This is a genomic window from Paenibacillus camelliae, from assembly GCF_023715345.1.
In the GTDB taxonomy this organism is placed as follows: Bacteria; Bacillota; Bacilli; order Paenibacillales; family Paenibacillaceae; genus Pristimantibacillus; species Pristimantibacillus camelliae.
This window is the reverse complement of sequence record NZ_JAMBNY010000004.1, coordinates 251,609-270,923: the sequence shown is the minus strand read 5'-3', so window position 1 is coordinate 270,923 and position 19,315 is coordinate 251,609. Positions and strand designations below refer to the sequence as shown.

General features: G+C 43.2%; 20 protein-coding genes. 1 reads left to right on the top strand and 19 read right to left on the bottom strand.

All coding sequences use genetic code 11. From position 1 onward, the window contains the following. Positions 1–210: 210 nt before the first annotated feature. The 9 genes from M3180_RS10805 to M3180_RS10765 all read right to left on the bottom strand — a co-directional run bounded on the left by M3180_RS10805 (position 211) and on the right by M3180_RS10765 (position 6,950). Positions 211–1,347, bottom strand: coding sequence for a zinc-dependent alcohol dehydrogenase (locus tag M3180_RS10805; RefSeq protein WP_251667459.1), 1,137 nt, complete (start codon positions 1,345–1,347; stop codon positions 211–213). Positions 1,348–1,460: 113 nt separating this feature from the next. Further along, entirely contained in the window at positions 1,461–2,468 is a 1,008-nt protein-coding gene (locus M3180_RS10800; RefSeq protein WP_251667458.1) for an HAAS signaling domain-containing protein, read from the bottom strand. After that, entirely contained in the window at positions 2,468–2,812 is a 345-nt protein-coding gene (locus M3180_RS10795; RefSeq protein WP_251667457.1) for a PadR family transcriptional regulator, read from the bottom strand. The genes M3180_RS10800 and M3180_RS10795 overlap by 1 nt, the downstream gene beginning before the upstream one ends. A gap of 316 nt (positions 2,813–3,128) precedes the next feature. Then, a complete protein-coding gene (gene tatC / locus M3180_RS10790; protein WP_251667456.1) occupies positions 3,129–3,944 on the bottom strand; it encodes a twin-arginine translocase subunit TatC in 816 nt (271 codons plus the stop codon). Positions 3,945–4,002: 58 nt separating this feature from the next. After that, positions 4,003–4,236 (bottom strand): twin-arginine translocase TatA/TatE family subunit, encoded by a 234-nt coding sequence (gene tatA, locus M3180_RS10785; protein WP_251667455.1) that lies wholly within the window; start codon positions 4,234–4,236, stop codon positions 4,003–4,005. A gap of 33 nt (positions 4,237–4,269) precedes the next feature. Continuing rightward, on the bottom strand, positions 4,270–5,340 hold the full coding sequence (locus M3180_RS10780) for a molybdopterin-binding protein (RefSeq protein ID WP_251667454.1): 1,071 nt from the start codon (positions 5,338–5,340) through the stop codon (positions 4,270–4,272). Positions 5,341–5,355: 15 nt separating this feature from the next. Further along, on the bottom strand, positions 5,356–5,844 hold the full coding sequence (locus M3180_RS10775; RefSeq protein WP_251667453.1) for a MogA/MoaB family molybdenum cofactor biosynthesis protein: 489 nt from the start codon (positions 5,842–5,844) through the stop codon (positions 5,356–5,358). A gap of 29 nt (positions 5,845–5,873) precedes the next feature. Next, positions 5,874–6,347, bottom strand: a complete 474-nt coding sequence (gene moaC / locus M3180_RS10770; RefSeq protein ID WP_251667452.1) for a cyclic pyranopterin monophosphate synthase MoaC — start codon at positions 6,345–6,347, stop codon at positions 5,874–5,876. A gap of 21 nt (positions 6,348–6,368) precedes the next feature. Continuing rightward, positions 6,369–6,950 (bottom strand): 5-formyltetrahydrofolate cyclo-ligase, encoded by a 582-nt coding sequence (locus M3180_RS10765; RefSeq protein WP_251667451.1) that lies wholly within the window; start codon positions 6,948–6,950, stop codon positions 6,369–6,371. A gap of 139 nt (positions 6,951–7,089) precedes the next feature. Here M3180_RS10765 and M3180_RS10760 point away from each other — a divergent pair, with 139 nt between their 5' ends. Then, positions 7,090–9,030, top strand: coding sequence for an ABC-F family ATP-binding cassette domain-containing protein (locus M3180_RS10760; protein ID WP_251667450.1), 1,941 nt, complete (start codon positions 7,090–7,092; stop codon positions 9,028–9,030). A 221-nt stretch (positions 9,031–9,251) separates the two neighbouring features. Here M3180_RS10760 and M3180_RS10755 read toward each other — a convergent pair whose 3' ends face one another. From M3180_RS10755 to yyaC, 10 genes are all read right to left on the bottom strand, one after another. Further along, on the bottom strand, positions 9,252–9,932 hold the full coding sequence (locus tag M3180_RS10755) for a response regulator transcription factor (RefSeq protein WP_251667449.1): 681 nt from the start codon (positions 9,930–9,932) through the stop codon (positions 9,252–9,254). Positions 9,933–10,720: 788 nt separating this feature from the next. Next, entirely contained in the window at positions 10,721–11,746 is a 1,026-nt protein-coding gene (tsaD, locus tag M3180_RS10750; protein WP_251667448.1) for a tRNA (adenosine(37)-N6)-threonylcarbamoyltransferase complex transferase subunit TsaD, read from the bottom strand. Next, positions 11,739–12,191, bottom strand: coding sequence for a ribosomal protein S18-alanine N-acetyltransferase (gene rimI / locus M3180_RS10745; RefSeq protein ID WP_251667484.1), 453 nt, complete (start codon positions 12,189–12,191; stop codon positions 11,739–11,741). Before rimI ends, tsaD begins: the two co-directional genes overlap by 8 nt. Before the next feature lie 32 nt (positions 12,192–12,223). Then, positions 12,224–13,012 (bottom strand): tRNA (adenosine(37)-N6)-threonylcarbamoyltransferase complex dimerization subunit type 1 TsaB, encoded by a 789-nt coding sequence (gene tsaB / locus M3180_RS10740; RefSeq protein ID WP_251667447.1) that lies wholly within the window; start codon positions 13,010–13,012, stop codon positions 12,224–12,226. Next, a complete protein-coding gene (tsaE, locus tag M3180_RS10735) occupies positions 13,012–13,488 on the bottom strand; it encodes a tRNA (adenosine(37)-N6)-threonylcarbamoyltransferase complex ATPase subunit type 1 TsaE (protein ID WP_251667446.1) in 477 nt (158 codons plus the stop codon). Before tsaE ends, tsaB begins: the two co-directional genes overlap by 1 nt. A gap of 179 nt (positions 13,489–13,667) precedes the next feature. Beyond that, the gene (locus tag M3180_RS10730; RefSeq protein WP_251667445.1) at positions 13,668–14,750 is read right to left on the bottom strand and encodes an HD-GYP domain-containing protein; all 1,083 of its coding nucleotides are present in this window, start codon (positions 14,748–14,750) and stop codon (positions 13,668–13,670) included. A 76-nt stretch (positions 14,751–14,826) separates the two neighbouring features. Then, entirely contained in the window at positions 14,827–16,521 is a 1,695-nt protein-coding gene (locus M3180_RS10725) for a histidine kinase N-terminal 7TM domain-containing diguanylate cyclase (RefSeq protein WP_251667444.1), read from the bottom strand. Positions 16,522–16,608: 87 nt separating this feature from the next. Then, on the bottom strand, positions 16,609–17,811 hold the full coding sequence (locus M3180_RS10720) for a class I SAM-dependent methyltransferase (RefSeq protein WP_251667443.1): 1,203 nt from the start codon (positions 17,809–17,811) through the stop codon (positions 16,609–16,611). Continuing rightward, positions 17,808–18,641 (bottom strand): alpha/beta fold hydrolase, encoded by an 834-nt coding sequence (locus tag M3180_RS10715; protein ID WP_251667442.1) that lies wholly within the window; start codon positions 18,639–18,641, stop codon positions 17,808–17,810. The genes M3180_RS10720 and M3180_RS10715 overlap by 4 nt, the downstream gene beginning before the upstream one ends. Then, positions 18,638–19,195 carry a spore protease YyaC gene (gene yyaC / locus M3180_RS10710; RefSeq protein WP_251667441.1) on the bottom strand — a complete coding sequence of 186 codons (558 nt, stop codon included), beginning with the start codon at positions 19,193–19,195 and terminating at the stop codon, positions 18,638–18,640. The genes M3180_RS10715 and yyaC overlap by 4 nt, the downstream gene beginning before the upstream one ends. Positions 19,196–19,315 lie beyond the last annotated feature (120 nt).

The following is a 19,315-nucleotide window of genomic DNA, read 5'->3' as shown; positions in this document are numbered from 1 at the left end:
ACATGATGGTAAATTAAACCGTCAACCATCATTTGCATGTTTTCGCCCATTCCATCGCCAACTTTCAACAATTCGACATATATTGCTGCTTAATCTGCACCTCAATATACTTAGCTACTCTTTAAAATGCTTCAAGCAGCTTCGCTCTAGGAGTATCGTATCCACTCCCGTGTAGCAGCTGCCTGAATGATGTTCAATATTGAAGTTTTGCTATGGTTTAAGTATAACCTTTATGCAATTATCTTTCTTTTCATCAAAAATTTCATAGGCATGCTGCGCATCAGCTAATGGGAGCCTGTGCGTAATAATATCGGTTGGATCTAGCTTATTTTCCTTTATCATTTGATATAAGGCAGGCATGTAATGGATAACCGGAGCCTGTCCCATTTTAAGAGTTACATTTCTTGCGAAGAAATCACCTAGTGGGAACATATTGTAGCGTGTGCCATATACGCCGACAAGCTGAACTGTACCGCCCTTTCTTACAGCTTGCGAAGCGATTTGAATAGCACCCATTGATCCCCCTTGAAGCTTTAATGCGGTTTCAACCATCTCCACCACAGTCTTTTTACCATCCATCCCAACACAATCAATGACAGCATCCGCACCGCCCTTTGTTATTTCTTTAATAAAGCTGCCGATGTTTTCTTCGTCCTCAAAGTTGTAGGTTTCCACCTGATTCGTTCTCTTCGCATGCTCCAAGCGGTAATTGATATAATCGACAGCAATTACACGCTTTGCTCCTTTCAGCCAAGCGATCTTTTGAGCGAGCAGGCCGACGGGACCGCAGCCGAGAATAACGACTGTGTCTCCCTCCTTAACTCCTGCATTGTCCACCCCCCAATACGCTGTTGGCAATATATCTGACAGAAACAGCAGCTGCTCATCACTCATTTCATTATCCTCCGGTACCTTGAAGGAGCTGAAATTCGCAAATGGCACGCGCAGCAGCTCGGCCTGTGCCCCTACATAATTCCCGAATGTTGGGGAATAGCCAAGAAAGCCTCCTGCTTCACCTTCTGGATTCGAATTATCGCACTGACTTTCCAGGTGATTTTGGCAGTAGAAGCATTGCCCACAGGACACATTAAACGGAATGACGACGCGATCCCCTTTTTTCAGCTTAACAACATCGCGGCCCACCTCTTCGACGATCCCGATTGGTTCATGTCCAATGACATAGTTTTTAGGCAAATTCGGAATCATGCCATGCACAAGATGCAAGTCCGAGCCACAGATTGCTGTACTCGTAAGTCGAACAATAATATCGTCCTGCTTTTCTATTTTCGGGTCCTCAACCTCTTTCACTTGAACATCTTTAATTCCTTGATACGTAACGGCCTTCATGAATGATATCGCTCCTTTTTATTTACTCGGAGCTATTATGTGTTGAAAGTCTTATTTCTATATAAAAAACTGAAGCCGGATTTTTATAAAATCGGCTTCAGTTCCATCGCTGTTTAAGCTGCTTTTTTTCTAGTTTTAAGAAATGCATCAATTGCATCCCATACTGTAATAACAACAACTATAGCCGCAAATACACGTACAATGATATCCCGTTGATTTACTACAGTAGAAAGAGATACTTCGAAAAACAGCTTATTATTGAAAAAGGCATCGCTGATCAACGCTGTATCATTAGCCATTACGATTAGCAAAATACTAATCAATACACTCGCAATTGTATGAACTGCCCATAGGCGAAGATTCCAATACTGTACAATATACTTCCATACAAAAAGTATCATTTGAAAGAGTGCCAAAAGCAAAATGAATGGCAAGTAAGCTTGCAAACGGTCAGTTTCAAGAAGAGAATAGATCGTGAAGCCTTCGCTATCTCTAATAAACACTCCGATTAGCTCAGGCTGAAAATATACAACAGCAGTAACAAGCATCGTAAAAATGATTGAGAAAATCGTACCTGTTCGAGGAATTTTTTTCGACTGTACAGGAATTGTAGGTAGATCGCTCACAGACCATGGGTCATCTGTCATCGAAACTCCTTCAATTTTCCCAGTTATCCCAAACCATTCTCGCTCAATGGCAACGAATGCAAACGTTACCCATAAAGCGGCTTGCAGTCCGCCTTGTACAGTCACCCATATTAGCTCACTAAACATCTCAGCATAGCTACTTGGACCATCCCCCTCAGTCAAAGGCGTAAACACCCAGCCCATAATCGTAACGGCTGCAACTACTGTCATTACAATACCTGCTACTAACTTTAACACCGTAAAATATTTACTGTATAGTGCTGGGCCGATTAAATAACGTTTCTTCGGTTGATACTCCTCTGCGATTTTCCACGGGTTACCAAGTTCCTCTAGCACAGCCTTAACGTCTTCCTCCGTGTAGTCATCGGGAAGCATATCTTCAATATTTCCACGTAGCTCTTTCCTGACATCTTCCTTCATATCTTCCGGTAGCTGCTCTGTTACAGCATAAACATAACGATCAATAAGCTCCATTAAACATTCTCCTCCATTAAAATGGCTGCTAGCTGCTGAGATAAGGTCTGCCATTCGCTTTTTAGCTTAGCGTATACTTCCTTGCCCTGCTCACTTAACATGTAGAACTTACGCGGACGGCTTTCAGTCGTATCCCATTCACTTTTCAGCAATTGCTGTTTTTCCAATCTTCGAAGGAGTGGATATAGAGTTCCAGCTTCAATAGGAGCGTTTTTTTCTTCTAATTTTTGAATTAAGGAATATCCGTATTCTGGTTGATGAAGCTGGCTGAGTACGAGCAAAACTAACGTTCCACGCTTCAGTTCCACCATTAATGAGTTAATCAGTTCTTCGGTAGAATCCATACCATCATCTCCTTGTTTTTACTATACTGTACGACACATACTATTGTCAATTACTTAACATTGGTGAAACTATATTAATTTTGTTTTTATGATTATGTAGTATTTCATAGCAAAAAAGCTTAACAAGCCGTAAGTACCAACTTTTTTTGGAATTCTCACTTCGCTTCACGCCTATTAGCATTCCACGGTCTGTGCTTTAGACTACATTGAACTTAAAGGTTAGAAGTTACAAGCTCATCACATGCCTAACATTTTGGCAACAGAAAAAATGCCCTACAGCACGCAGGGCATTAACGTTACCTAGCTATTCGTTTTTCTACTCTGACGTCTCGGCCTGTGTTTTCCACTCCGCATCCTTAACTAACTGCTTTTTATATACGGAGTTCGACATCCACACACTAATTTCATATAAGACGATTAACGGGATGATAACTAGAATATCCGAGATGAAGTCCGGAGGCGTAATCATGACACCAATCACCGACATAATAAAATACGCAAGTCGACGCATTTTCTTCAGTCTTATTGGATTAACAATTCTAATCGCAGTTAGAAACATAATGAGCAAAGGCAGTTCGAATAACAATGTAATCGGAATAATGATTCCAAACATAAATTCAAAGTACTGCACTACACCGAACGTTTCCTCTAAGCCTAGACTCTGAGAAACGGAGCGCGTAAAGTTGAACGCAAGTGGAAAAACGACGAAGTACGCGAAGGCTAGTCCCAGCAGCGCCATCATAAGCGCAAAGGGCACATACTTCAAGGTTGATCGCTGCTCGTGCGGGTGCAGTGCAGGCTTTACGAACAGCCATAGCTGAAACACAATAAAAGGAATCGTTATGACAAACGCCAGTACGAAGGCGATCTGCATATAAATACCGATTCCATCCCAAAAAGAAAAGGTATGTAAAACTAGCTTACCGCTTGCCGGCTTTTGATTGAGCAGAAACTGATAAGTAGGCTTAGCTATAACCAATCCACCGACTAGAGCCAGAACTAGCACGATTAACACATAGATGAGTCGTCTACGAAGCTCTGTTAAATGCTCAACGAGAGACATGAGTCCTTCCTCAGAGACTAGCTTGCCCGTCACAGAGCCGAGACGCTTTGCTTGACTTTCCAAGCTCATTTGCAGGACACCTCTCTTTTTCCTTCATGATGTGAATGCAAGAAAAAAGCGGGCCAGCTTAATCTGGTAACCGCTTGTTTGTACGATCTGCTTGTTGAACCGCTTGAGCCTCGATGGGTGCAGCCTCTTCTTTTTTCTTATCGTTGGAGTCGATCATCTCGTTCGCTCCAGCTTTGAATTCTTTCAGCGTTCTGCCAACTGCTCGGCCTAGCTCAGGAAGCTTGTTCGGACCAAATAGCAACAACGCAATAAGTACTAATAAAATAACTCCACCTACGCCAATTCCGCTCATATAAACCTACCTCCTTATATCTTAGAAGTTCATTTAGCAGCCGAGTAAGCCGCCATAACCCAACGCCACGATGTCCTCTTTCTCGATGCGCTCCCCAAGTAGTAGTCTTGGCAGCAGCACATCAAACGAAGTATAAGGATCATGCATCACGCAGCCTGGTAATCCTACAATCGGAATTCCTTCTATATATCCTACTAATAGCATCGAGCCAGGAAGCATTGGCGTTCCATAGCTAATGATCTCAGCACCTGCGGCAGCAATCGCTCCTGGTGTTCGATCATCAGGGTCTACTGACATTCCACCTGTAACCGCAATCATATCATAGCCGCTGTCTACAAGTGATCGGATTTCTCTTACGATGACATCACGATCATCCGGCGCAAACCGCTGCTCGGCCACAGTCGAACCAAGCTCTTCTAGCTTAGCTTTAACAGCAGGACCAAATTTATCCTTAATTCTGCCATTATACACTTCACTACCTGTAGTAAGCAAGCCTATTCGCTTACTTGGCAGAGGAATAACGGATATAGGAGCAGATCCATTGGCTTCTCGATATTGCTGAGCAAGCTGTTCAACTCGCTCTACCTTTTCCTTGGCGACAACAAGCGGGATAGCTCTCGTTGCAGCAAGCTGGCCATGAGCGGCTACGGCTTGGTTGTTTCGTATCGTTGCCAAAGCAATCTCGCCGATACGGTTAACCTCATCAACAATCTCTTTTGCAATTTTGGCAACGCCTATGACCGGAGCCTTTACGCTAACCTTTCCTTCATGCGGGTCATTCAGCAGCAGCTGTTCATCCATTAATGCTTTGGCCATACGTTTGGCCGCATCATCCTCATGCAAATCCTCATCACCAAGCTCCATGACATAGATATGCTCCTTACCGATATCAAGCAGCTTCGGAATATCTTCCTCTGTAATGAGATGACCCTTTTTAAATAATCTTCCTTTAAACTGTCCAGGAATAATTTGCGTTAGGTCATGAGCGAGTCTTAAACCAATCGCATCATAAATGGATACTTCCTTTAGTGTTGTCGCCTTTGATACATGCGGTTCTACATTTTGATCAATAGATGTAGCTTGTTCTTGCTGATGCTCAGTCATCGCTGTCGTGCTCCTTTAATGCTCTAATTCTATTCCCGACAAAATCGTCAGTGCATGCGGCAACTGATCCATAATCGCCAGCAAGCTTTCAGATACGCCCTTAGGACTACCCGGCAAATTAATAATTAATGTATTACCACGAATGCCACACACGCCACGTGACAGCATTGCTCTTCTTGTTTTGCTTAATGCACCCATACGCATCGCTTCAGCAATGCCTGGAACTTGGCGGTCAATGACCTTAAGCGTCGCCTCAGGAGTTACATCTCTTGCAGACAATCCCGTACCACCCGTTGTAATGACTAGGTTCGCTTCATAATATTCCGTCATCTCAATTAAAGCAGCCATGATCTCATCCTGCTCATCTGGCACCACTCGGTAGTCCACGATTAGACCACCCAGCTCATCCTCTACCAGTTCACGAATAACCTGTGCACTCACATCCTCACGTTCACCGCGTGCTCCTTTATCGCTAGCAGTTAGTATCGCTACCTTCCATTGCATCTCCCATATCCTCCGTTCACTCTATCTGTTTATTGTTCACGACGATAATCCCCATGTACTCCGCCCGTTTTCTCAAGTAATGCAGTTGGGCCAATGACCATATCCTTTTGCAATGCCTTGCACATATCATATATCGTTAGTGCAGTCGCAGAAACAGCAGTTAATGCCTCCATCTCTACTCCTGTTTTTCCTGTCGTTCTTACGGTTGCAGCTATATACAGCTCGTCCTCTCCATTATCTGTGAATGAAATGTCGACGCCTGTTAAGCTTAGTGGATGACACATCGGGATAAGCTCCGACGTTCGCTTTGCCGCCATAATTCCAGCAACTTGAGCCACGGCAAGGACATCCCCCTTGCTGATGCTGCCAGCCTTAATCTGCTGCAATGTATCTCGGTTCATCTTCACCATTGATGTTGCCGTTGCTTGTCGCTTCGTCACATCCTTTTCCGAGATATCAACAATTCTTGCTCTACCTTCTTCATTAAAATGAGTAAATGCCATTGTTTTCTACTTCCTTTCATTCTATGAAAACGTCTCAATTCCTTTATTCGAGACGACAAAGTTCAAAATAATATCATAATGATCTACAGGTATTTCTTCGACAAGCTGCTGTTCATGGGCAATGCCGATCCATGTCGTATGATCGCCAAACCGCTCATACAGCCTATCATAATATCCACCGCCATAGCCTAGTCGCTGCCCTTTACTATTAAAGGCAAGTCCAGGCACGATAACGGCCTCTGGAATTTCATTAGTAGGGTTAAGCTTTAAGTTATCCGGCTCCATAATTCCATAAGCTCCACTACGAAGTTGATCTTTATTGTATAATGGGTAAAGAATCATTGTATGTGTTGCTACATCACAGAGAGGAGCAAGGACATGAATATGGTGCTGCCAGCACCATTCAACATATGGCCATGTATTAAGCTCACTGCGAAAAGGAATATAGACGAGCACAGAACGAATGTGAAGCGCTTGGGTTAGCTCGATCAGATGTTGACAGGCCTGCTCAGACTGCTCCATGCCAACACTTGGCGACAGTTGATTGCGCACAGCCGATAGCTTCTGTCTAAGCATTTTTTTCTCTTGCGTTATCTCATTCAATGGCTTCCACCCTCGTTCATAGGAATTGATAATAGTGTACCATTGTTTTGCTAGTTTCGCCATTCAAACACGTGCTTATGATACACTATATAGTAGCTACACACGATCATGCACCACTACATTTTGATGGAGGTTAAGAATGCTTCTTCAAGTATCCAATCTAACAAAAAGCTTCGGAATTGATCCGATACTTTCCAATATTAATCTACAAATATTAGAGCGAGATAAAATAGGCCTCGTAGGTGTGAATGGTGCAGGCAAATCGACATTGCTCAAAATCATCGCTGGAGAAATAAGCTATGACAGCGGTGACATTCATAAAGCGAAGGAAACTAAACTTGGTTACTTGGCACAGAACAGCGGTCTGCAATCTGATCGCACCATAATCGAAGAAATGCTGCTCGTATTCTCAGATCTCATTCAGACTGAGCAAGAATTACGTGAACTAGAGCTTAAAATTGCCGATCCAAGCTTGCACAATGATGAAAAGAAATATCAAGACATTCTAGACCGCTATGCTAATCGTTCGGATTGGTTTAAGCAGAACGGCGGCTTCGAGATCAACACTAAAATCAACAGTGTCCTTCACGGCATGGGCTTTGGTGATTTCGATCATCACACCCCCATCGCTTCACTAAGTGGCGGACAAAAAACTAGACTAGCACTGGCTAAGATATTACTGCAGGCTCCGGATCTGCTTATGCTCGATGAGCCAACTAACCATTTAGATATTGAAACATTGACTTGGCTTGAAGGCTATCTACGCGCATATCCCGGTGCGATTCTTGTCGTATCCCATGACCGTTACTTCCTTGATGCCATGACTACGACAACGGTTGAAATCGAGCGCCATCAAGCTAAAAAATATACAGGCAATTACAGTCGATATTTGGAGCTAAAGTCGGCGGAGTACGAAATTGCGATGAAGCATTATGAGAAGCAGCAGGATGAAATTGCTCGAATGGAGCAATTTATTCAGAAAAATATCGTACGAGCATCAACGACAAAGCGCGCACAAAGTCGCAGAAAAGCGTTAGACAAAATGAATCGCGTCGATCGACCAATGGGAGATCTCAAGCGCGCTAGCTTCTCCTTCGAGGTTGAACGAATGAGCGGCAAGGATGTATTGAAGGTAAGTCATATGTCCGTTCAGTTTCCTAGCAGTACTGCTCCATTATTCACGGATGTCGATATTCAGCTGCAGCGTGGCGAAATGGTTGCTCTAATTGGTCCAAATGGGATCGGAAAATCTACGCTTCTTAAAGCAATCGTTGGTCAGCTTCAGCCGACGACAGGCGATATTACCTTCGGCTCTCATGTTAAGCTTGGCTACTACGACCAAGAGCATAATGTTCTCAATCCGAGTAACACGGTGCTCGAGGAGGTATGGGGCGCATATCCTCATATGGATGAGGTGCGGATACGTACTGTACTTGGTAACTTTCTGTTTAGCGGAGAGGATGTATTGAAGCGTGTTTCCTCCTTAAGCGGCGGGGAAAAAGCCCGAGTCTCATTGTCCAAGCTTATGCTTGCACAAGCTAATCTGCTCATTCTCGACGAGCCTACGAACCATCTGGACTTATTCAGTAAAGAAGTATTAGAAGCAGCACTGATCGATTACGAGGGTACTGTCCTCTTTATTTCACATGACCGATACTTTCTTAATAAAATGGCGGAGCGCATTGTCGAACTAACTCCGAACGGCGCTAACTATTTCCTGGGAAATTATGACGATATGCTGGAGAAAAAGCTCGAATGGGAAGAAGCACGACAGGAAGCTGCTCAAGCAGCGCAAGTGAGCGCGAAAAACCAGCAGCAGGAAGCGACAGCTGCTCCAGCACAATCGTATGAAGTCGAAAAACAACAAAAACGTGCGGAGCGCAATAAACAGCGCAAGCTGGAGTCACTTGAAGCAGAAATCGCTGAGCTAGAGGAAGGTGTTGCTCAGTGGGAAGAGAAGCTGACTGATCCCGAAATCTTTAATGATTACATTCGTATTCAAGAGATCCAAGAAGAGATTGCAGCTCGTAAAAAACAACTTGATACCTGCTACGAGCAATGGGAACAACTAATGAGCTAAATCGATACATGAACGAACGTATAGGCTTAATAGATAGCCGACCCTTCACTTATGCAGCATGTGCTGGTGCATAAGTGAAGGGTCGGCTATTGTATTTTATGGTATTGGGTACTTAGTATGTTTGATAATTAGTATATATTGCTTCTTATTCGCTTATTAGCTTTTTCTTACCGTCTTGCTCCCTGTCAAATGATTCTGAATCCCTATGTAATTCATGCTAGCTAACCGCTTACGTTCTGCTTCTGATCGAACGACGATTCATCAACAAGTTGATGCATCAGTGCGAAGCGCATCAGTTGAATGCGTGAGCGTACATTAACTTTATTATAAAGCTTCGTTATATGATACTCTACTGCCCTCTGGCTCCGATTATGGAGCTGCGCTAGTTCTCGATTAGAATAGCCATCTACAATGCCTTGCAGCAATTGTATATCCTCTTTATCAAACTTCAATTCTTCATGAAGCTCTTGATCTCTTACGGCTGCTAGAAAACCAGGAAGTCTTAGCTTATTAAGCAATGGTGTCGGCAGGAAGGAATATCCTCTCATCAGATTACTAAGAGCCGTTTCAATATCCTCTACACTGCAATCCTTCGTCAAGATCGTTTGTACCCCAGCCTCCATCATCGCATTATAATGAGTATCTAGCTCATAGCCAGAATACATGGCGATTTTAATATCTGGCTGAATAAGTTTAAGCTTTCTCGCGAGAGTTATTCCATCCATAGCAGGCATCATATAATCGCAAACAACAATATCGAAGCGCTGACCTTGAAATGCGTCGATTGCTTGCTTACCTGACATAACGTAAGCGACATGACAATTAAAGCTTCGCTCTAAAATTGACTTTGTGCCGTAGCCGACTGTCGGATGGTCATCAACGACCAAAATACTTCTAATCAACCATCTCACTCCTTTCATAATTAACTGCTTGTGACATCCGGACTTTTTCAAGTAATATCAAATTTAAGCAGCAAGAAATAAAGCGTTTTCACAATGCCTCATTATATTAATATGTTCACAGTGCGATTAATCTCGATACGATAGATCATATAAAAGAATAAAGAATAGAAGGATTGTGTAGAGTTGATACAGAGGATTACTTCGGTGGAAATTTCAGTGCAGCATAAGTAATGAAGAACTGAGAGACTAAACATCAATTGGTTGTGAATGTCATGGAAATTTGAGGATTCAGAGGATTATACAGGAATAATTCCATTATACAGTTAATATTTTATACGATAAATAGTTAATATCCTCAAAAGTTTTTACGGAAAATCGTATTTCATAACAAATAGACATATTAGTTATCAACAGACTTATTAACAATAGTGAATAAATTGTTAGTCAATTCTGTCATTAAAGCAGATAAAATGCCCCTTAAAATAAAGGTTTTTTCATAAATAGATGAATACACAAAGTTATGCACAAAATTTATCCACATTATCCACAGTTTTAACAGTCTTTCCGTGAAAAATCTATCCACTTTCATTAAATCGATTATAAATAAAACAATGCCTTTGTAGCAAGCTTTTATTGCCATTATCCACAACACTCTGTTCTTATGTGAATAACTATATTCACACTAACATTTCGAACTGTTAGTATTGTTCTTTAATTTCTAAAAGCAAAACTGCTTTAGAGCGTCTCATCGTACTAAACGACTTAACCATCTAAAGCAGTCTCATTGGTTATATTCTGATCGACCATGCTTCTAATGAGAGGCCAGGATCCGCCTTCATATCAAGTCCAGCAAATTCTCCATGCTTATACTTAACAGCAGCCGCAGCTCCGATCATCGCAGCATTATCTGTGCAAAGCTTTGGCGATGGAACGATTAGCTGCAGTCCTTCTTGCTGACAAGCAGCAGCAAGCTCCGTACGAAGCCCCTGGTTGGCAGCTACTCCTCCGCATAAAATAAGCTGCTTCACCTCATACTGCTTTGCAGCACGCAACGCTTTCGTTACGAGCACATCAATAACCGATTGCTGAAAGCCTTTAGCAAGCGCCGACTCATTTAACACTAATCCCTTCATCCGATGCTGATTAATAGCCGCGAGCACAGCTGATTTCAGCCCGCTGAAGCTAAAATCGTAGCTGTCCTGCTCTAGCCACGCTCGAGGAAGAACAATTTCCTCCTCGGCTTGCTGTGCCAGACGATCGATGTGTGGGCCACCAGGATAAGGTAGCTTCAGTGCTCTAGCCACCTTGTCATAGGCTTCGCCAACAGCGTCATCTCTTGTTCTGCCAATAATATGGAATACGCCCTCCTGTGGCAGTAAAACAAGCTCGGTATGTCCACCGGAAACAACGAGTGCCAATGCCGGAAAAACCATCGTGTGCTCTAGCCGGCTTGCATAGATATGGCCTGCAATATGGTGCGTCGCAATGAGCGGGATATCTAGTGCCAAAGCTAAGCTCTTTGCTGCAACATTGCCTACGAGCAACGCACCTACGAGACCTGGTCCTTCCGTTACAGCAATCGCTGACAAATCCTTCGCTTCGTAGCCTGACTCTTTAATTGCTGCTTCAATAATTCTCGTAATCGTCTCGACATGCTTACGGGATGCAATCTCAGGCACAACACCGCCAAACCGCTCATGGATATCAATCTGGCTTGATACGATGTTCGAGCATATATGCTTCCCGCCGCGAATAACGGCTGCACTCGTTTCGTCACAGCTTGTTTCTATCGCTAATATTAGTTCCTCACTCATCACTGGTGCCCGTCCTTCCTTGAGGCAAGTCCGCCCACATAATTACCGCATCCTCTTGATTGTCTGAATAATAGCCCGGCCTAATGCCAGCAGCCTCGAAGCCATAGCGTCTGTACAAGCGCTGAGCAATCTCATTGCTTGCTCTAACCTCTAGCGTCATGCGAACAGCTCCCAAAAACCGTGCTGTCTTTTGCAGCTCGTGCATAAGGCGCTTACCAAGCCCCTGTCCTCGATAAGGTGTTAGGATGGCGATGTTCGTTATATGGGCTTCATCAACAATGATCCACATCCCACCGTAACCAATCACTTTACCCTGATATTCCATGACCATGTATTGAGCAAACATATTGTTAGTCAATTCATTGATGAAAGCTTCCTCGGTCCACGGTGTTGTAAAGGAATCCTGCTCTATGCTCATAATGTCAGGGAGATCATCGAGTGTCATTCTACGGAATACAAAATCTTCAGCTAACACTTTTACTTACCCTCTCCCTGCTCCTTCGCGTTTTGTTTCACTTCAGCCTCTGTTAGCTGCGCGTAATTTGGTACGAGCTCATGTGCTTCCTTCATGAACGTACGCTCTTCAGCCAACCATTCGCCGCGGCCAAGCTCTGCTAGTGCTCGTCCATTCATTGGTTGGCTGCTAGACACCACTTGAATGCCGTGCGTCGCTGCAGAGGCTTGAAAGGTCACAATACTTTCTTCATGCTTATCTACATCACCGACAATCAGTACGGTTTCAATGCCTTGAGACTTCAATTCATCAAGCTTCAACGACCAATCCGTGCACCACTGCTCCATCATCACGATATGATCCTTATGCAGCCTTTGCCCGCTGCTATTCTCCTTCTCATCAACCAAGAAGGCAGCCGTATACACTTGTCCTCTTCTTGCATCCATAATCGGAATAATTAGCGCAGATCCCCGCTTAGGCTCAGCCATTACACCACTTATCGCAAGTGCTGCTAAGCTAGATATACCGATTAAGGGCTTTGCCGTCGTCCAGGCTAGCGTTTTGGCAGCTGTTACTGCAATTCGCACACCGGTGTAGGAGCCTGGCCCGATCCCTGTAACTATGCCATCAAGCTCAGTAAGCTTGAGCCCACCTTCTTTAAGCATCGCTTCGATATTCGTCATAATATGAATAGAGTGGTTACGCTCTGCCTCCGTTTGCACTTGGGCTAGCAGCTGCTGGCCACTTAATACTGCACCTGCCATTGTAGCAGTAGAAGTATCTATCGCCATTACGGTCGATTGCTTATTCATCAAGTTAAACTCCAATCCTGTATGTATTGCAGCAATTGCTCGTAACGTTCACCGAATGCTTCCATATGAACCATACGTTGCTGCTCGTCGATATACTCCAAACGTATCGCTAAAAATTGTTCAGGCATGAGCTCCTCGATGAGTGAGGCCCATTCGACAACCGTAACCCCATGACCGTAAAAATAATCATCAAGACCCAGCTCATCCGCTTCCTCTAGTGATAAGCGATACACATCCATGTGGTAAAATGGAAGATTCCCCTCATACTCCTTAATAATTGTAAAGGTAGGACTGCTTACAACCTCCTTCACACCGATAGCGGCAGCGAGTGCTTTGCTAAAGGTCGTTTTACCAGCACCTAAATCTCCATCTAGCGCTATGACAAGACCAGGCCAGCTCTGTGAGCCGATATATGCTGCTAATCGCTGTGTTTCTTCGAGCGAATCGATTGGCAACTGCCACTTGCTACTATTCATCCGTTTCACCACTTATCTATGTAAAATAATTACCCCTGCCATCCTAAAGTCTAAAGTATATTGTACCTTAATCGCTTAATGTTTCAAAGCGATAAGCTCTTCAGCTCCAATAAAAAAGATTACGTAAGCCGTAAGGCATCCGTAATCTTTTTATGACAGATATCGCTAAGCACAGCTGCTTACAGCTCCTTCACAATCGTAATGTGCAGTTCATCCTTAAGATCAAATTGATACGGCGTTTTAGGAACCGAGCCATCGGCTTCCTTCACAACACGTACGATCGGTCGATGCAAGGCTCGCTCGCTGTTCTCTACGACAACGACAGTCTGTCCTGTATTGAGCAGCAGCATGGTCGCAATCGGATATATGGATATATGACTGCAAAACAGCTTAATAAGCTCATGATCAAAATAAGTACCGCCTGCTGCAAACAAAAACTCGATCGCTTCACTTGTGCGATACCGCTTGCGGTATGGTCGCGGTGAAACTAAAGCATCGTACATATCGGCTAAACCAACAATCTGTGCATACAAATGAATATCATTACCCTTCAAGCCACGCGGATAGCCTGAACCATCAAATCGCTCATGATGCTGAAATGCACAATGTGCAGACACCAGTGAGATATCATGATGCTTACGTAATATATCGAAGCCTTCCTTCGGATGAGTTTCAAGCAAGGCTCTTTCTTCCTTCGTTAGTTCACCGCTCTGTTTAAGAATCTTATCCGGCATTTTCGTCATGCCGATATCGAATAGCAACGCGCCAATGCCGAGCTCCTCCAGCTGCATACGATTAAGTCCTTTCGCTAAGCCGATGATTCCTGCCAATACGGCAACATTAACGGAGTGTTGAAACAAATAAGAATCAACCGAATGGATACTCGTCAAATTCACGAGTATATTTTCCCTGGATGATAGATCACTCATAATACTTCCAAAAACATCCCTGAAATTTTTCCCGATATTCGGTGCAATGACTTTTCCTTTACTTAAATCATTATTCTTAAATGCATTCATCGCGATATACACTTCGTTCACTGCCGCATTACGGGTTGCATCCGAGATCGGCTCATCAGGTACAACACCTTCTGTCAATGGGTCTTCAATAAATACGTAGTCGATTCCCATGCTTCGCAAACGTCGAATATATCGTTCTGTAAGCTCCATCCCCGAACCAAGTAGAACATTACCGTTTTCCTGAAAAATAGTTTTAGCGATAATATCTCCAGAGCTTACTAGATCAATGTGCATTCTCTTCATATTTTACCCTGCCTTCTTTGTGATGCCGTTCATTAAGTAAAGGTCGTTACACACCACATCTTATGTGCAACGACCTTCAGCTAATTGCAGTACTGCGGTTAACAATTAAGTTTCTACCCTTGTATTTCGCTTCGTACAAAGCAGTATCTGCCAAATTCATAATTTCCTGTAGAAAAACCTTTGAATCCGTTACCTTAAACTGCTCATAATTATCAATCGTAACAATACCAACACTGATGGTTACAGAAATATGGTCTTCTGCATCCTCAATCCATACAAGCTGATTTTCTATCTCATTTTTGATCTGTTCCGCTTTTCTATGTGCCTCTAGTGCAGACAGCTCTGGCATATAAACAATAAATTCTTCCCCACCATAACGAGCAAGTCTGTCTTTGCTGCCTAGCAAGCTTTTCACCTTGCGAGCTGTATGTACGAGCACAGTATCCCCATTCAAATGACCATAAGCATCATTAATAAGCTTAAAATAGTCCAAATCGAATATGATGATGGTGAAAGGAAGCTGCTCCTTAATATTTTTAACGAGCTCTACTTCTAGAAATTGCATAAGATACCTACGATTATAACACTCTGTCAGTGCATCTGTAACTGCAATCTCTTCCAATTTTCGATTTGCTTCATATAAATCTTCTTGTGTCTTAATTAATTCATTGTTTCGCTGCTGCAAGAGAAGATTTTGTCGCTTTAGACTATCAGCGAGTCGATTAACCTCTGTCAAATCCTGCAGCGTGAACATATAACCCATCAGCCTAGCTCGCTTACCGACAATAGGATAGGATTGAACTAATAAGCTGCGTTCTTCCGGCTCTATAATTGTCCATTGAAACTCCAGCTTAATGAAAGGATCAACCTCACGCTGCTTCAGCTTCTTTTCGATGATGCTCCAGTTGTTCGCCGGAAGCTGCTCCTTTACTTTCTCAAGCTCAAAGCGCTCCCCAATTTTAAATGGAAGGATCTCATCGACAAATCGGTTCATTTCTACAATATGTTCATCACGATCTAAAACTAATATCCCAACCGAAATTGTATTCATCACATCGCGATGAGCGATAGAAATGATATCTAGCACATTCATGCGATTCACATTAATCGACATATATAATGCTGACAGCAGCATGCCTACCGATAATATCGGGATATAGGTTTCCATTAGCTGGAGATAGATGATGTTTAGAATAAGGTCTACACAGCCAAACCCAAGGATAATGCCGATGCCAATTAATGCAAATCTACAAACATAGCGTACCATACTATTTTGCTTGGAATGAAAGTAGCTCCTGATTAACAATAATATAGAGGTTGACACATAAATCATCAGCAAAGCGATGACAATGCCAAAAAATTTTCCATATATGAATGCTTTATCAGAGCTTAGATCTTGATTCAGTGTTAGAAAATAACCGTTAGGGTTCCATAATATAAATAGATTAGCAGCTATGTTCGGGAGGACTGCAAGCTTGAAGGAAGTACTTTTAAGAAAGGAGCTTCGGTTAATAATGTATAGTGTAAAGACTAACGATCCCACACCTAAGGATGATAATGCGACATAAGAGAGCTTTATGAACAAGAACCGATATTCAATGTGCGCGGTTGTGCCAGCTGCAAACTGTAATAATGCCCAGAACATGAATCCTAAATGCAGTGACAAATATACACGGTTTAATATGGATATCGTTTTTGTGAAAATCAAAAATATCAACGTACCAAGCAGGACCAAAAATATGCCAAAATCAATGATCATTGATAATCCCATATAACCACCCATTCATGTATCTATCACAGTTTAATATAGCAAACCATCCAGAAAACTACAATTAGTAATGCTTAAATATTTCCAATTCTATCTGTTTTTCAGCAGCTCTTCATCAAGCAGCTTCTCTAATGTGTGCTCAACACCTATCAAGCTCTTAAATGCGTGATACTGCTCCCATTTTGTTTGATTAAAGGTTAATGCTTTAGGTCTTACTGCTCGAATCATTAAATTTTTTGGTGTGTGCTCGGGGTCAATAAACTCTAGCATCTGCACTTTATAGCCAATTACCTCAAGCAGCTGTCCTCTCATTCCATCCGTTGCCAAGGCAGAGAATCTTTCCTTCAATAAGCCCTGAGTCAGCAATGGTGCTAACAGCTCACTTTTAACTTGCGGGAACAGCTCGTGCTGACAGCATGGTACAGACATAATGACGGCAGCTCCCCATGTAACGGCCTTGCTAATAGCAGCATCCGTCGCAGTATCGCAGGCATGTAGCGTAACGACCATATCAGCTTCTGAGAGCTCATTAAAGTCAGCGATATCTCCAACGATGAATTTAAGCTGATCATATTGCAGCTTTTGCGCCAAGCTGTTGCAAAAAGCGATCACATCCTGCTTTAGGTCTAGCCCAATGATGTCTACACTACGGTTTCGTTCAATCGTTAAGTAGTGATATAGTGCAAACGTCAAATACGATTTACCACAGCCAAAATCGATAATCTTGATCGTACGATCATTCGGCAATGCATCGACTACATCCTCAACCATTTCAAGGAAACGGTTAATTTGCTTGAATTTATCCTGCTTCTTCGCATGAACCTTTCCATCGGCTGTCATGATGCCAAGCTCGACTAAAAAAGCAATCGGCTTACCTTCCTCCAGCAATCTATGCTTTTGTCGATTATGCGTACGTGGAGCAATCTCTTTCACTTGCTCTACCTCTTTACGCTTAATCGTTAGCTGTCCCTTTTTATTCGTTAAAATATGAAGCTGGCAATGCTTTTGCTTAATGTTGGTTTGCTTATACTGATTGATCATAAGTTGCATAAGTTTTTCTGCTGTATCTGCGGGGGAAACGTTTTCATGCAGTACTTTATTAGCATAATATGATTCAAACTGGTAATATAGCCCTTGTTTCAATTGAACTGGGCGAACAATTATTTTCTTTGCTGTCAGCTCTTCATTTTTCGACTTCGGTGAACTTAATATAACCTGATAGAGTGAATCCTGCTCGATCCACTCTACCAGCTCCTGCTCTAGCTGCACTTCTGCGCTGCTTTTCGTATTCAATCTATGGTCTCTCCTTTAGTTGAGATAAATTTCTCGATAATAGCAGCAAGCTGCTGCGGTGCCTCAAGCATGCCCATATGACCTGCTTCTGCAATAATGTGACATTCGGTCGAAGCGTTGCGGCCTGCGAATGTGTTCTCCGAGCTTACAATGGCATCCTTTGCACCAGATATAAGCAAAACAGGCAGACTTGTCTCCTCAATGACTAATGTACGATCTGGTCTCTCCTTCATGCCTCTAGCATACCCAGACACAGCTGCGGCTGTTGTTGAATAGCCGATCGCTGAGGCGATCTCAATGAGCGCTGCCCTTTGTGGATGATCCGCAGCTATAAGCTTAGGGACTAAACCATCAACAAACGACTGTACACCCTGCTCCTGAACAGTGCGTATCGCTTGCTCCCGATTCTGCTTAGCCTGCTCCGAATCGGGCAATGCTGTAGAATGCAGCAGACCAAATGCTGATAAGAACGAAGGCTTCTGCTCTGCTACAGCTAGTGTAATATAACCACCTAGTGAATGACCAAGCATCACGGCACTCGAAACTGCTATTCCATCCAACCACTCTATCATAAACTGTGCTTGCTCCTGCAATGCATACGTGTCTTGTTCATATGAAGCAGAGGCTCCATGGCCGATTAGATCAGGAGTAATGACGCGGCAGCTACGCCCTAGCAGCGGAGTGAGTTCTTGAAAGTATGATGAGCTCCCACAATACCCATGCAGCAGCACTACGACCGGCAGCTGCTTGTCCGGGGCTGAATCATAATAAGCAATCGTTAGTCCATTTTTAAGTGTAAAGCTATTGTTGCTCATCGTTTGTGTTTTCATATCAAACCCTCCTTGTTCATTCCCCATACCTTTGAAAATTGTGTAGACAGCACTTCGACAAGCTCCATAACGACATACAGCGAAGCATTTTGTATTTTCCAGTATGCCTTTGGACCGATCTCGTTAACGACGGCAGCAATGCTATAATCGCCAACTGCCGGCAAGCCTTTACCAGTAGCTGCTCCTGGCAGCAATGGACCGTCATTCATAATAAACTGCCCAACCTGCTTTGGCTTCCCTAAGCAAGCGTCGATAGCGACAACATGCTTCGATTGCTGCTGAAGCGCTTGAACCTGCGCTTCAACTCGGTAAGCGTCACACGGAAAAGCGAGTGTGCCTATCACATTAGGAAATCCCATCCTCATTAACATACTACCCATCAATGGACCAAAGGAATCGCCCGTCGATTGATCTGTACCTATGCAAATAAAGACAATGTCCTCAGGAAGTGGACATTGTTCATAAATAGCTCTTAAAAAATGGAACAGCTCCGCTACGTTATGTTCGCATACTACAGCGTCACGCTTCTCGTGGAGCTTAGCTAATTCTTTCATCTAATGCTAGTTCCCTTCTAGTTTATACAGCGTCTATTGTATCGAATTTTAAAGCTTAGTTCAATTTGTTAGTGATTGGGCCGAAATTCGTGGTACAATGACCAATAACGTTATGTTAAG

Bases quoted from the DNA above. Each gene is read 5' to 3' on its own strand.
- M3180_RS10795 (WP_251667457.1), bottom strand. From the start codon at position 2,812: ATGGATTCTACCGAAGAACTGATTAACTCATTAATGGTGGAACTGAAG.
- tsaE (WP_251667446.1), bottom strand. From the start codon at position 13,488: ATGAATAGTAGCAAGTGGCAGTTGCCAATCGATTCGCTCGAAGAAACA.
- M3180_RS10775 (WP_251667453.1), bottom strand. From the start codon at position 5,844: ATGCAATGGAAGGTAGCGATACTAACTGCTAGCGATAAAGGAGCACGC.
- moaC (WP_251667452.1), bottom strand. From the start codon at position 6,347: ATGGCATTTACTCATTTTAATGAAGAAGGTAGAGCAAGAATTGTTGAT.
- M3180_RS10760 (WP_251667450.1), top strand. From the start codon at position 7,090: ATGCTTCTTCAAGTATCCAATCTAACAAAAAGCTTCGGAATTGATCCG.
- M3180_RS10780 (WP_251667454.1), bottom strand. From the start codon at position 5,340: ATGACTGAGCATCAGCAAGAACAAGCTACATCTATTGATCAAAATGTA.
- yyaC (WP_251667441.1), bottom strand. From the start codon at position 19,195: ATGAAAGAATTAGCTAAGCTCCACGAGAAGCGTGACGCTGTAGTATGC.
- tsaB (WP_251667447.1), bottom strand. From the start codon at position 13,012: ATGAATAAGCAATCGACCGTAATGGCGATAGATACTTCTACTGCTACA.
- tsaD (WP_251667448.1), bottom strand. From the start codon at position 11,746: ATGAGTGAGGAACTAATATTAGCGATAGAAACAAGCTGTGACGAAACG.
- M3180_RS10725 (WP_251667444.1), bottom strand. From the start codon at position 16,521: ATGGGATTATCAATGATCATTGATTTTGGCATATTTTTGGTCCTGCTT.
- M3180_RS10800 (WP_251667458.1), bottom strand. From the start codon at position 2,468: ATGGAGCTTATTGATCGTTATGTTTATGCTGTAACAGAGCAGCTACCG.
- M3180_RS10730 (WP_251667445.1), bottom strand. From the start codon at position 14,750: ATGAAGAGAATGCACATTGATCTAGTAAGCTCTGGAGATATTATCGCT.
- tatA (WP_251667455.1), bottom strand. From the start codon at position 4,236: ATGAGCGGAATTGGCGTAGGTGGAGTTATTTTATTAGTACTTATTGCG.
- tatC (WP_251667456.1), bottom strand. From the start codon at position 3,944: ATGAGCTTGGAAAGTCAAGCAAAGCGTCTCGGCTCTGTGACGGGCAAG.
- M3180_RS10805 (WP_251667459.1), bottom strand. From the start codon at position 1,347: ATGAAGGCCGTTACGTATCAAGGAATTAAAGATGTTCAAGTGAAAGAG.
- M3180_RS10715 (WP_251667442.1), bottom strand. From the start codon at position 18,641: ATGAAAACACAAACGATGAGCAACAATAGCTTTACACTTAAAAATGGA.
- rimI (WP_251667484.1), bottom strand. From the start codon at position 12,191: ATGACACTCGATGATCTCCCTGACATTATGAGCATAGAGCAGGATTCC.